The following is a 12,729-nucleotide window of genomic DNA, read 5'->3' on the forward strand; positions in this document are numbered from 1 at the left end:
TTCCGTCAATTTACAATATTATGTTCATATAAATAATCGTATTTAATGTCAATGAACAAAAATTCTTCATTCGAAATGGCCATTGAATATGTTCGTGTCAACTCGCCTGTTTCAATATCACTGTAAACAGAGGACAGCTCGCCTTTATTGTCTTTTGTCATTTTAATAATGTTCAACAGGAAATAAGGACGCCAGCTCCAGTTTTTTCCGATAATTTCTTCTTGCTTTTCCCATTGTTCGTCTTTCCAACGGATATTCGGGGATGTTTGGAAACCATTGCTGTCGCAAATATAAATACGAAACGCGCATTTTTCCAAAGCCTTTGCCAGCTGCATTAGTTTATCAATTTGTGAAGTGGATGGATTGATCTGATCGACTGTTGAACAAATTATCCGTTCAAGACGCTTCATTTCCTCATATTTATGCAGAAGCAGCTTCTTCTCCGTTGCTATAAACTGCTCACACTCTTTGCGGAAACGTTCTTTTAGAGAATCGCGCACTTGCAGCTCCTTATGCGGCAGTTGCAAATAAGGGCCTTTGAAATAACGGGTCCCGTTTTTCCAGCCATGCTGTAACTGGTACACCGTTTCAATATTTTCGACTAATAATTGCGTACCCATCTTTACAGCGAGTGTACGGATAGTTGAAAACGCATGGTTTTGCGCACCCCATAAATTGTAGTTCAACTGACCAACATTGATTTTAAGAATAGCAGGTTCAAGTAGTAATATATTTTCAAGATGGGTTTGCGAACCGACATCTGCCAATGCAATTTTAACCCCGTATGTTTTGATGTATCGAATTAAATGCTGAAGCTGGTTCAACTCCCCCTCAAAAAGATGTTCCGTCATGACTAACGTAATATTCGGAAGATTCGATTCAGCAACTGTTTCTTTCAGCATCGAAAAATAACTTTCTCCAAAATCCAGCAAAAGCAGTTCGGGATTGCATGGGATATATAAACCGACATCATCAATTAAATGAGCAACATTTTGTAATGATCTGCGGACAAAGATTTGCTCAATTTCTGCTCTAATATCTGCTGGTACGTCCTTTTCATATGTAAACTGCTCGATATTAATCATTTCTTTTCCATTTTCACTTTCCACTTGGCCTATCGCTTCATAAGCCACGATGCGATGTCCATCTGCACTATAGATTGGCTCATATAAAATTTCGATTTGATCTAGCTTATCCAGTAATTCTAAAACACTCATTTAAAAAAGCCCCCTAGCAGTATGGTGATAACTCTATAATAATTCAAACCTTATAATAATACAAAACGACATATTAAAACATAGTTATTTTATAGGAAATATAAGTTTTAATGATTAAAATAATTAATTTGCATACGAAAGCTAAAAAAATTGCATTTTAAAATACAAAAGGGACACCCTAAGTCGGAAATTTAATAATGCAAACGTATTCCTGTTATGTTAGAGTTAAGCAAACTAAATGAGGTGCTTACTTGGATGAGCTGGTGAGAAGGAAATGTTTAGAGGAAATACGGCTCCATAAGGTACGCACTAAGAAATTACGAATATTGATCGCTAATACTGATAATATTGAAGTTAAAACGCAGTTAACCAAAGGATTAATCTGGCATATTAAGCGAAAACGAGAGTTAAGAAAAATTCTGATTGATGATATTGGTTCAGATTCATAAATGGGTTGATAGGTAAGTTTTAAAGCAGTTTTTTATTTACTACATATAACTAACAGAGAGACCACAAAAAAGCGACCAACAACGGGAATAAATCGTTGTTGGACCGCTTTTTTTATTTCTTTTCATTTTAAAGCTGTAGGCGTATATATGTAAGCTATATGCTCTGCTACCCGAAGTAATTAATTAAAGTTTAAATTCTCTCACTAAAGTATTAAGTTCTTCTGCTAAATTGGCAAGATGTTTCGAACTTCCTGCCACCTCCTCCATTATACTGCTTGTTTGTTGAACAGAAGCGGATGTTTGTTCAATGCCAGCTGCAGATTCTTCAGATACTGATGCAATTTCTACAACAGAACTGTTCATCTCCTGTGTACTTACTGAGATTTCTGATAAATTTTTACCGATAGTTGTAATACTATTTACCATTTCAGTTACAGCAACACTAATTCCTTCGAAAGTTTCTCCCGTTGACTCAATTTGTGTTTTCCCTAGTTCGACTTCTTTATACCCAACTTTTAGTGAGTCAGACACAATAAAAGTCTCTTTTTGTATATTGTCTACAATTCCTGTAATATCTGTTACAGAATTGGATACTTGTTCAGCCAGTTTTCTTACCTCATCAGCAACTACTGCAAATCCTTTTCCATGTTCACCAGCCCTTGCAGCTTCAATAGCAGCATTTAAAGCAAGTAGATTTGTCTGATCGGCTACATCCTTAATGACAGTAACTAGATTAGATATTTCCTGTGATTGCTTATCCAACCCTGCAACCTTTTCGACGGATTCATTTACAATGGAATGAATTTTTTCCATCTGTTGAATCGATTGTTTCATTAACTCTGCTCCGTCATTGGTCATACTTAGAACGGCTTTTGAATTTCCTTCTATTCGTAACCCACTTTCATTTGCCTCTTGGACTGTTTCTACAAAAGTATTCATTACCGAAGCTAAATCACTTGCATTATTAGCCTGTGTTTCAGAACCAGCAGCTAATTCTTGAACAGTAGATGCCACTTGTTCTGATCCCATTTTCACTTCATCGGCAGATTGAGATAGTTCTTCACTATGACTAGTTAATGTCTCTGAAGTTTCGGAAACTTTTTTCATTGAATTTCTAAGATTTTTATGTAATAAATTCATAGCATCTGCCAATCTACTTATTTCATCTTTTGATTTAATGAGCAATAGTTCTTTCGTTAAATCACCATTTGCAAGATAACCCATCTGTTCAGTTACTTTTATAATTGGTTTAGTAATTAGATTTGCAGAGAACCAAATAATGATAACCCCTAAAATGATTGAAATACCACTAACAATAAGAATAATATTAAACAACTCAGTAGCAGGCTGATTAAAATCCGTCATATAGGTACTGGCGGTCACTACCCAATCCCAGTTTGGATCAACTTTCGAATAGGAAACCTTCTCTTCAATTTGCTCTTTATTATTTGGTAATGCTGAATTATAAAAAGTAAAACCACCGCCGTTATTGGCTATTTTAATCATCTCTTGAGCAAATTTTATACCGTTTTCATCCTCATCATCCCATGCACTAGCACCCTCTTTAGATGGATGTGCAATTCGAGTTCCTTCTTGACTATACACAATCATATAGCCATTTTCACCTAGATCTATAGAAGCGTTAATATTTCGGGTCCCATCCCCATTCTTCTCACCTAGAATAATCCCCTTTACTTTCTCTTGAGCACTTTCAAGGGAAATAGTTCCTTTTACAACTTCTGAATTGTATGCTTCGATTGTTGCAAGTGTAAATTCAACACTGTTTTGCAAGTTTGTTTTGCCTATTTGCTCTAAACTCGTAGAGCTTTTCTGGTAACTTGTCATTCCTATTACTATCATTGGAACAATCAATAGTAAAATAGAAATTCCAATTAATTTTGATTTAATAGATGAGTGAAATTTAGATTTAGATTTAGATTTAGCTTGTTTTTTCAATTAATATACACCCCTTGTATTTATAGAACTATCATTTCATTTTGTCTTGCAACTAATTAAATTCCCCTATTTATAGCATTAATTGACTATTTAAATCCCCCAAAGAAGAGTATTAATTACTTCTCCACAACTAAAAAACATAGAAAAAAGTACTATTTTTGATTCCCGAATGTTATTTTAACCTAAATTTTTACTTAATCCAACATATTTTCACATAATATACTCTTTCAGATGTTTATTTTCTTTTTTAAGCACAAAAAAAGCCTCCTTGATTTGTCATGTTTAATAACATCACAAATCTAGGAGACTTGTTATTCACAATCCATTATTCACATGGTTGCTCTACTGCGGGACGTGCTGCCGCTTTAAAGCTTGTGCCGCAGCCGCATGAAGCAAGTGCGTTCGGGTTGTCGATTGTGAAACCGCCACCCATTAATGATTGTTTAAAATCGATTTTCGTGTCTTGTAAAATACCCGCATCTTCTTTTGATACGATAATTTGAATGCCGTGTTGGCTGTCAACGAAGTCGTCATCATTAATTGTTTGCTCAAATGCCATTCCGTATGAAAGACCACTACAGCCTCCGCCTTTTACGGCTACACGCAGGCTCGCATTTTCTTCTTCGTTTTGAACCATCATTTCTTTGACTTGAAATGAGGCCGCTTCTGTTAAAATGATTACTTGTTTTTCACTTGCCATTCCAGTCACCTACTTTCTTTTATTTATCATATCAATTGTAAAACCTATCTGACAACAAAACTGCTCCACCTGATTATATTCCTGCATTGAGTGAAAACTTTCAAGGAAAAAATACCTAAAAATTTCACATCAATTCAGTATATTAATCACATTTTTTAATTTTCCTTGCTATAATAAAGGAACATAATTAAACGAAAGGTATGAACCTTTATGGAAATTTCCCCATTTTACGAAAAGACAGTGAACTGTATTCATTGCAAGAAAAATTTTTCTACACTAAAAGTTCGTACCAAGTCCATAAAAATAGAGCATACAGCATCCGACTTTCAACCAGTCTATACAGACAATTACGTGAATGCATTATATTATAATGTATTTGTTTGTCAGCATTGTGGGTTTTCGTTTACGGAAGACTTCAGTAAATATTTTGCTCCAGGTGTGAAAGAACAAATCAATGAAAAAATTTGCAGTCATTGGGTACCGCACTGTTTCAGTAATGAGCGTTCTATTTTTGAGGCCATTCAAACATATAAACTGGCATTGTTTTGCGCAACAGTTAAAAAAGAAAAATTTGTTATTACATCAGGCTTGGCATTGCGGTTGGCGTGGTTATATCGATCATTAAAAAATAATTCACAGGAACAGCGCTTTTTAAAACTGGCACGCGATCAATATATGGAAAGCTATTCGACGGAAGATTATGCTGGCACAACAATGTCCAGTGTACGGATAGTGTATATGATCGCCGAGTTGTCCCGTCGCCTTGGCGATTATGAAAATGCAACACGCTTCTTTTCACGTGTAATTGAAAGTCAACGTGTAGGCGGAGAAGCAAAACTCGTTAATATGGCAAAAGAGCAATGGGAATTAGTTCGTCAAGAGCGTGGTAAAATAGCACAATAAAAAAGAGCTGCCAAGTAAGTAAAAACTTTCTTGGCAGCTCTGTAGTCTTGAATTAGAAAACTTGTTCTACTTCAACGATACCCGGCACTTCTTCTAAAAGAGCACGTTCGATACCTGCTTTTAATGTGATTGTAGAACTTGGGCAGCTACCGCATGCGCCTAATAAACGCAATTTTACGATACCTTCTTCAATATCTACCAATTCACAGTCTCCGCCGTCACGTAATAAAAACGGGCGTAATTTATCTAAAACTTCTTGTACTTGTGCATATTGTTCTGTTTCTGTCATTTTGCTCGACTCCCTTCATTAAAATCATTATAATGTGAAGGAGCAAAAAAATCCATTATTGAATCACGAAAGGTTGGAATTCCTATGTCACAATCTCATCCAGTTATAGAAGTATTCGGCGCTGACATCATCTGTGCCAGTTGTGTAAATGCACCATCTTCCAAAGATACATATGAATGGCTCCAAGCTGCAATTTCACGAAAATATCCGGAACAGCCGTTTACTATCCGCTATATCGATATTGAAGGTGTAATTGATAATGAACGTGATCAAGATTATGCAAACCGTATTCAAGAAGATGAATTTTTCTACCCTTTAGTTTTAGTAAATGATGAAGTAGTTGGTGAAGGCTATGTGCAGATTAAGCCTGTATTTACAGCGCTAGAATCGGCAGGCTTTGTACCAACTGAAGAGTAAAAATATTAACATAACAAAAAATTCAATTTTCTTCTCGAGGAAATTGAATTTTTTGTTTTAAAGTCAAATTGAATTCTTTTACAGGGATGATCAATTTTTAGTTTTCGTTTTGCTTTTTGTAGTACCAAAGCAGACCCGACTTCATAAGGCGTGCAATGCGTCCTGTTACAGTTGTATCCGCCAGATGAACGAAGCCTTGCTTTTTCCCAAGGGAGCCCATAAAGCCTTTCATTTTGATTTCTGAAAGCTTTTCTGGAAGCGGCTCGCCTTTCCAGCGCATTTTTAAAACTTTAACGATACGTTCGCCTTGTTCTTCTGCCAATTGCGCTGTGGGAGGTAAATGTGAAGAAGCACAATCTCCAACTACAAATACATTTTCATCCCCAACTACATGATAATGATCCGTAATAATCGGACGATTGAATTTATCTTTTTCAACATCCAGTTCACGAACGATTTTCACAGGCTGTACACCAGCTGTCCATACGATTACGTCAGCTTCAATTACTTCATCATGGTTGTATAAACGTCCTTCTTCAACGCGCGTAATATTCGATTCTGCGATTACATCGACGTTATGTTTAATAAACCAGGACTTGATATACTCACTTAGCTTTTCCGGGAAATCACGTAAAATACGGTGAGAACGGTCAAATAATTTAATTTTTAAATCAGAACGGCTTTCACGCAGTTCACTCGCAAGCTCGATACCTGAAAGACCTGCACCAATAATGGCAACCGTCGAACCTGGAGCCAATCCGCATACTTTTTCGAAAGTTTTACGTGATTTGGCGATTGTTTGAATACTATATGTGAATTCATCGGCACCCGGCACTCCATGGTATTTATCAATACAACCTAAACCAATTACAAGCTGGTCATAGGAAAGCTCCTCGCCGTCACCTAAATAAATTTTTTTATCTTCACGGTCGATGCGTACTACTTCTCCATAAACACATTTTAAGCGCTCATGTTCCGGAAACGCAACTCGGATTTCCTTATCTGTTGATGTACCTGCAGCAAGTGCATAAAATTCTGTTTTCAAACTATGGAATGGTGTACGATCAACCAATGTAATTTCTACATCCGCTGGTAAGCCTGGTAATAGACGAAGTAAAATTCGCATATTTCCGTATCCGCCACCTAATAATACTAACTTTTGCATAGCATATTCCCTCATATCTGTAAGTAATCAATTACGAAGCTGGAAGGCATCATAATTGTGTTCACAAAGTTTCCATAAGTATTATAACTGTTTGTGATAAGTTTCACAATATATTAAATGATATTTTGTGAATAAATTCACATAAGTTAATGATGCCATTTCATTATAAAGGATCGCAAGGATTTTCAAACATCAGCCGAAAGTTATTAAATCAGAGAAATTGACGTTCGCTGCAAAAAAAAGTAGGATTGCTAATAGTGAGGTGACAACATGTTAAATCCATTAGTCGAATTTTGCATTAGTAATTTAGCAAATGGTGCGCAACAAACATATGAACAACTGGAGCAAGATCCTGATATTGATGTATTGGAATATGGCTGCTTAAGCTACTGCACAAAATGTGCCGAAAACTTTTATGCTGTTGTGAACGGGGATATAGTTGAGGCGGATACTCCAGAAGAGCTGACGAAGCGCATTTATGAATATATAGAAGAAAATCCGATGTGGTAAACGACCCACACCGGATTTCTTTTTGTTTATTTAATAAGTGCCAACAGATTTTCTACACAATACGTAGGTAAATTGGCTTGTTTTTTTACAATCTCAGTAGGCGTAACACCCGTATTGACATGAATTGTATCACAACCGAAGTTTATCCCACACAAAATATCGGTATCATAGTTGTCCCCGACCATGACCATTTCACTCTTTTCAAAGTGATGCTCTTTAGCAATGATTTGCAGCATTACCGGTGATGGTTTCCCAACAAAGGTCGGTGTAACTCCGGATACATTTGCAACTAATTGAACAAATGATCCATTCCCGGGAGTAAAACCGGTTTCGTTCGGAAATTTAATATCGCCATTTGTTCCAATAAGCTGTGCGCCATTCTGGACATAGTCACATGCTTTTACAAGTTTCTCATACGAGATTTGGCGGTCAATGCCCATTACAAGAACATCGCTTTGTTCATCGGTAATTTCTAATCCTTGCTCGATTAAAGCAGTACGAATGCCCAATTCACCGACTACATTTACTTTTTTATTACTACTTATTTTTGCAACATAGGCTGCCGTTGCAAGTGAACTTGAATAAATATGATCAAGCGGTGCATCCACGCCAATATCTTGTAAAACTTGCTGCAGTCTTTCACGGGTTTTCGATGAATTGTTCGTTAAATAATACGGCTCAATTCCTTCTTCCTGCAGAAGATGAATAAATTTCACGGCAGAATCGATCGCTTCTTTCCCACGATAGATAGTTCCATCCAAATCAAAGCAATACGCTTTATACGGGAACATTATGCCTCATCCTCTGGTAAAAATGCAGAAACAGGTCCTAACTCATTCGTTAAATAATTGTGCACTTTTGGTGAGAATTGCTTGAGTATATTTAAGTTTGCTGTTAATACATTTAAAATTTCTTCACTATCTACAGCGATAAATTCACGAACGATCATTTTGCGTAAGCCGACAACCGTTTTTAATGGTGCATCCATCTCTTCTGTAATCACTTTTTCATCAACGAAAATATCGATAATGTCTTCGTAGCTTCCAGGATCACGCATAATAAAGCCGTCAATCACCAGGTTCCCTACATCCATCATCGCTTCCATTACATTATGGCCGATACGCTGTAATGCCAGCTTATGAATATCATCTGCCAACCAGTTTTCTGTCGATTCAAAGATCGCCAATAACTCGTCCAAGTGTGCTAAGTTGTTTGTAATTTTATTTCTATCTACGAAGTACATAGATAAAGCCTCCATTCAATCAATAAAAGTTGATAGTGTTTTCCTTTATATAGTACCATATTCTTTAGAGATGGAAGGGGTACAAAACAAAATGGAAAGATTTTTCTTATATGATGATGTAGAAGATACAAAAACGCGCTTCGTCAGCTTTGCCGGAAAAACACAGCGTTATGATTTAGCCATATTACAAAGTAGTCGCTTTTTCGGAAAAGTGCTCGTCCTTGATATTCAGTTTGGGCGTTTTGCCATCATTGGAGCAGATGATGTGGAAGAGCCAGGTTATTTAGAGCATGTATATAACCGTACAGAAGAAGAGACGGAAGACTTACGAGAATACTTGCGTGAACTATTAAGCTAAAAAAGAGGGGGCGCTATACAACGCCTCCTCTTTTGTTCGTTATTCAACTGTTTCCACTGGCTCTTCTGCCTCAGTTTGTTGTGCAATTATTGGTTCTTTCTTTTGCTCTGGTGCACGGCCTGTTTTATGAACTATAAAATAGGCGCATCCAAAATTACAATATTCATACAAATAGTCTTGAATAGTGCTAATTTTTGTATCAAACGTGGATTTTTGATTTTTGTCATCAAAAAATCCTTTTAAACGTAGCTGACCATAACCCCAGTCCCCTACAATATAATCATATTTCGTCAATATATCTGAGTATCGTGCGATAAATGCATCTTCTTGAAAGCCTTCCCGCACATTTTCGATCACTTCATAAGCATACCCATCTGCAATAATCAAACTAGACACCACCTATCTATTTCCATGTTAATGAATATTGAAGATGAAAGCAATATTCACAACAAATTTTGTAGGTAAATATGGTGAAATCAGCTATAGTCCGTCTTTCGGCAAGTATTATTATGTTCGCCCAAATAAGTTGAACGTCTATTTTCTACAATGTAACACTTGATTGTTTTGCTGCATTCACTTGTTCATCCGCATGGTAACTACTGCGTACTAATGGACCTGCCTCACAATGACTGAAGCCTTTTTCCATAGCGATTTTACGCAGCTTGCCAAACTCGATCGGAGAATAATATTTTTTTACTGGCAAATGTTTTTTCGTAGGCTGTAAATATTGACCGATTGTCATAATATCAACATTGTTTGCACGCAAGTCATCCATTACTTCATAAATTTCCTCTAACGTTTCTCCTAAGCCAATCATTAAAGAAGATTTTGTCGGAATAGTTGGCTGCATTTCTTTTGCTCTGCGTAAAAATTCCAGTGAACGGTCATATGTCGCTTTTGCCCGAACACGTGGTGTCAAACTGCGTACTGTTTCGATATTATGGTTTAAAATATCCGGCTTTGCATCCATCAGAATGCGTAAACTTTCTTCACGGCCGCTTAAGTCGGATGGTAGTACTTCAACAGAAGTTAACGGACTTTTACGGCGAATTGCACGCACCGTTTCCGCCAATACTTCCGCGCCCCCGTCTTTCAGATCATCACGTGCTACCATTGTAATAACAACATGTTTTAAGTTCATTAACGCAACGGAATCTGCAACGCGTTCCGGTTCCGCCAAATCCAATTCATTAGGCAATCCTGTTTTAACTGCACAGAAACGACATGCCCGCGTACATACAGAACCTAAAATCATCATTGTTGCTGTACGACGCTCGCCCCAGCATTCGTGAATATTCGGGCAGCGAGCTTCTTCACATACCGTATGCAAATTATTGTCTCGCATTAATTTTTTTAATGCTTTGTATTCGTCATTGGTATTTAGCTTAATTTTTAGCCACTCTGGTTTGCGTAAGTGCTCTTCCCTCGGATTAGTTGGTTTACAAGATGTCATGTCATTTACTCCCCTCACTCAAATGCTACGATGTTTCTGATGTCAGATTATCATATTAACTACTTTCCAACAACAGAGTATTCCTATTATTTTAATTTATCATAATTAAGTTACTATTCGTAAGGGATTGGTACTTCAATAGACGGCTGTGCTCCTTCACCTGCACTGTAAATATGCGGCACTGTCCCTCTTACTAAACCGATTGCAATTGGAATTTTCTGTTCGACCGATGCAGACTTACTGGCAAATGGTACAATAATCTGGACATTAACACCAATCAGTAAATTTACTTCTACAATTGCATTATTTATGCCAAATTCACTTACTGTTGACTCAACATTACTATTTACATTACCAATAATGTGAAAGCGAATCGGTATTTTAGGTCCTAAATTTCCGATAATCGGAAGGTTTAATGCCTGCCCTAACGGTACGAAAAATACGATTCCGTCTCCTGCTTCCATTTTACCTACGTCATATTCCACATTTTCCAAATTTGGCAAATGTGATAAATCTCCATTTTCGGCCTGTTCTAAATACTCTTTTACTAATGTTGTCGTTTCTGCACGCACTTGGTTAATTATTTCCGTATTAAATTTTGTCGTAATCATATCGTCTGACTGTGTAGGTAAATCAACGATGACATCATTTACATCAAGTACACTGGATGTTCTGGAATTAATTGCTTTACTCACGACATACGAAGCTACTTTATGCGTTTGAACTTCCGCGTACTGCAAATAGGTTGGCATTAATCTGCCGTTCATGACATATATACTAAGACAAACCATGCCGATAATACTGACGATGACGATCGTTACGACATTATGCATTTTGCCTTTTTTCCTGCCATAGGAATTCCACTTTCTTTTACGAAAACGCAAAAAAAATCCTCCTTCCCATAAAATATGAGAAGAAAGATTTTTTATTCAATATTTCCCTCAAAATCCACATCAACTTTTTTAATATCAACTGTCGGGTAATCACTTAAACATAGTTCATATGTAGCGCCCAGCATTTTGCCGTTTTCTTGAAAAATACGGATCCAAGGTCGTGTCACATCAACAATATTTTGCTTCGATACAATTCCACGTCGGCCATCTGTGAGCAACACAATTGTACCATTTGCATAGTGTACTACGCTCCGTCTGAATGCCTCCATTACCTTTGCATCAAAAAGCTTCCCATCACCTTTGTCAATGATTGCAATCGCTTCTGAAGGCAACATTTTCTTTCGGTAAATGCGATTCGATGTCAATGCATCAAATACATCTGCAACAGCGATGATTTTTGCAAACGGATGAATTTCATTGTTAATAATCCCCCGTGGATAACCGCTTCCATCGATTCGTTCATGGTGTTGGAAAGCGCAATGTGCTACGAGCAATGATACTGAATGTAAGTTGCGTAATAAATCAAATCCGTAGCGTGCATGATTCTTCATCTCTTCATATTCTTCATCCGTTAAGTTGCCCGGCTTTAGTAAAATATCAGGTGATATAAGCAGCTTCCCCACATCATGTAAAATTGCCCCAATTCCAATTAATCGTATATCTTCGTAAGAATAGCCCATTTCTTTAGCAATTGCGATTGAATACAGTGCTACTTGGAATGAATGCTGATAAATATATTTATCATATAAATACGCATCTGTCAGCACCATTAATACTTCCTCGCTATTTACGATGGCATTCATAATATCATCGACAATTAAGCCAATCACTTTGGACTGTTGATCCAGTACATAGGATGCCTGATCCCGTTTAGCTTTTTTTACATTTTCGAATGATTTAGTCATATTTTTTACGGCTTCCATTCTTTTTAGCGGAGCGATCGTTTCTTCTATTTCAATTCCGGCTGATAGTTTATCATCAATGTATAAATAGTGAATATTCAGCTCTCGCAGCCTTTCAATAATTCGGCTTGTTACAACGACGTTTTTGTGAAGCAGTGGATGGCCAGCTTCATTCCAGATAGTCCTGCCGACTGCCATACCTTCTTTCAAAACATTTATCGATATTAATCGCATCTATACTTATTTCTCCATTCTACTATTACGTTCATTATAT

Annotated in this window: 14 protein-coding genes and 1 pseudogene; 4 read left to right on the forward strand and 11 right to left on the reverse strand. The window is 36.9% G+C overall.

Annotation, left to right across the window (positions count from 1 at the left end):
• Positions 1-5: 5 nt before the first annotated feature.
• From CBM15_RS16725 to CBM15_RS16740, 3 genes are all read right to left on the reverse strand, one after another.
• Positions 6-1,217 (reverse strand): EAL domain-containing protein, encoded by a 1,212-nt coding sequence (locus tag CBM15_RS16725; protein ID WP_087618359.1) that lies wholly within the window; start codon positions 1,215-1,217, stop codon positions 6-8.
• Positions 1,218-1,849: 632 nt separating this feature from the next.
• A complete protein-coding gene (locus CBM15_RS16735) occupies positions 1,850-3,622 on the reverse strand; it encodes a methyl-accepting chemotaxis protein (protein ID WP_087618360.1) in 1,773 nt (590 codons plus the stop codon).
• 325 nt (positions 3,623-3,947) lie between these two features.
• Positions 3,948-4,322, reverse strand: a complete 375-nt coding sequence (locus CBM15_RS16740) for a HesB/IscA family protein (RefSeq protein ID WP_008409036.1) — start codon at positions 4,320-4,322, stop codon at positions 3,948-3,950.
• Positions 4,323-4,532: 210 nt separating this feature from the next.
• On the opposite strand from CBM15_RS16740, the gene CBM15_RS16745 reads away from it, so the two are divergent.
• The gene (locus CBM15_RS16745; RefSeq protein WP_041865701.1) at positions 4,533-5,225 is read left to right on the forward strand and encodes a DUF2225 domain-containing protein; all 693 of its coding nucleotides are present in this window, start codon (positions 4,533-4,535) and stop codon (positions 5,223-5,225) included.
• A 52-nt stretch (positions 5,226-5,277) separates the two neighbouring features.
• Here the strand turns inward: CBM15_RS16745 and CBM15_RS16750 are convergent.
• Positions 5,278-5,570 (reverse strand): annotated as a pseudogene (locus CBM15_RS16750) (NifU family protein).
• A gap of 28 nt (positions 5,571-5,598) precedes the next feature.
• On the opposite strand from CBM15_RS16750, the gene CBM15_RS16755 reads away from it, so the two are divergent.
• Entirely contained in the window at positions 5,599-5,931 is a 333-nt protein-coding gene (locus CBM15_RS16755; protein WP_008409039.1) for a YuzD family protein, read from the forward strand.
• A gap of 97 nt (positions 5,932-6,028) precedes the next feature.
• Here the strand turns inward: CBM15_RS16755 and CBM15_RS16760 are convergent, their stop codons facing one another.
• Positions 6,029-7,096 carry an NAD(P)/FAD-dependent oxidoreductase gene (locus tag CBM15_RS16760; RefSeq protein WP_014823041.1) on the reverse strand — a complete coding sequence of 356 codons (1,068 nt, stop codon included), beginning with the start codon at positions 7,094-7,096 and terminating at the stop codon, positions 6,029-6,031.
• 270 nt (positions 7,097-7,366) lie between these two features.
• On the opposite strand from CBM15_RS16760, the gene CBM15_RS16765 reads away from it, so the two are divergent.
• Positions 7,367-7,606, forward strand: coding sequence for a YuzB family protein (locus tag CBM15_RS16765; RefSeq protein ID WP_008408654.1), 240 nt, complete (start codon positions 7,367-7,369; stop codon positions 7,604-7,606).
• A 26-nt stretch (positions 7,607-7,632) separates the two neighbouring features.
• On the opposite strand, the gene CBM15_RS16770 is transcribed toward CBM15_RS16765, so the two are convergent.
• Positions 7,633-8,397, reverse strand: coding sequence for a TIGR01457 family HAD-type hydrolase (locus CBM15_RS16770; RefSeq protein ID WP_087618361.1), 765 nt, complete (start codon positions 8,395-8,397; stop codon positions 7,633-7,635).
• Positions 8,397-8,849, reverse strand: a complete 453-nt coding sequence (locus CBM15_RS16775; RefSeq protein WP_087618362.1) for a DUF86 domain-containing protein — start codon at positions 8,847-8,849, stop codon at positions 8,397-8,399. The genes CBM15_RS16770 and CBM15_RS16775 overlap by 1 nt, the downstream gene beginning before the upstream one ends.
• 91 nt (positions 8,850-8,940) lie before the next feature.
• On the opposite strand from CBM15_RS16775, the gene CBM15_RS16780 reads away from it, so the two are divergent.
• Positions 8,941-9,207, forward strand: coding sequence for a DUF3055 domain-containing protein (locus CBM15_RS16780; protein WP_008408657.1), 267 nt, complete (start codon positions 8,941-8,943; stop codon positions 9,205-9,207).
• A gap of 39 nt (positions 9,208-9,246) precedes the next feature.
• Here CBM15_RS16780 and CBM15_RS16785 read toward each other — a convergent pair whose 3' ends face one another.
• From CBM15_RS16785 to CBM15_RS16800, 4 genes are all read right to left on the reverse strand, one after another.
• Positions 9,247-9,594 carry a YutD family protein gene (locus CBM15_RS16785; protein ID WP_008408658.1) on the reverse strand — a complete coding sequence of 116 codons (348 nt, stop codon included), beginning with the start codon at positions 9,592-9,594 and terminating at the stop codon, positions 9,247-9,249.
• Between the two features lie 154 nt (positions 9,595-9,748).
• Complete coding sequence (lipA, locus tag CBM15_RS16790) at positions 9,749-10,660, reverse strand: lipoyl synthase (RefSeq protein WP_008408659.1); 912 nt, start codon at positions 10,658-10,660, stop codon at positions 9,749-9,751.
• Between the two features lie 113 nt (positions 10,661-10,773).
• The gene (yunB, locus tag CBM15_RS16795) at positions 10,774-11,544 is read right to left on the reverse strand and encodes a sporulation protein YunB (protein ID WP_008408660.1); all 771 of its coding nucleotides are present in this window, start codon (positions 11,542-11,544) and stop codon (positions 10,774-10,776) included.
• A gap of 41 nt (positions 11,545-11,585) precedes the next feature.
• Positions 11,586-12,689, reverse strand: coding sequence for an HD-GYP domain-containing protein (locus tag CBM15_RS16800; protein WP_087618363.1), 1,104 nt, complete (start codon positions 12,687-12,689; stop codon positions 11,586-11,588).
• Positions 12,690-12,729 lie beyond the last annotated feature (40 nt).

Source organism: Solibacillus kalamii, assembly GCF_002174535.1.
GTDB lineage: Bacteria > Bacillota > Bacilli > Bacillales_A > Planococcaceae > Solibacillus > Solibacillus silvestris.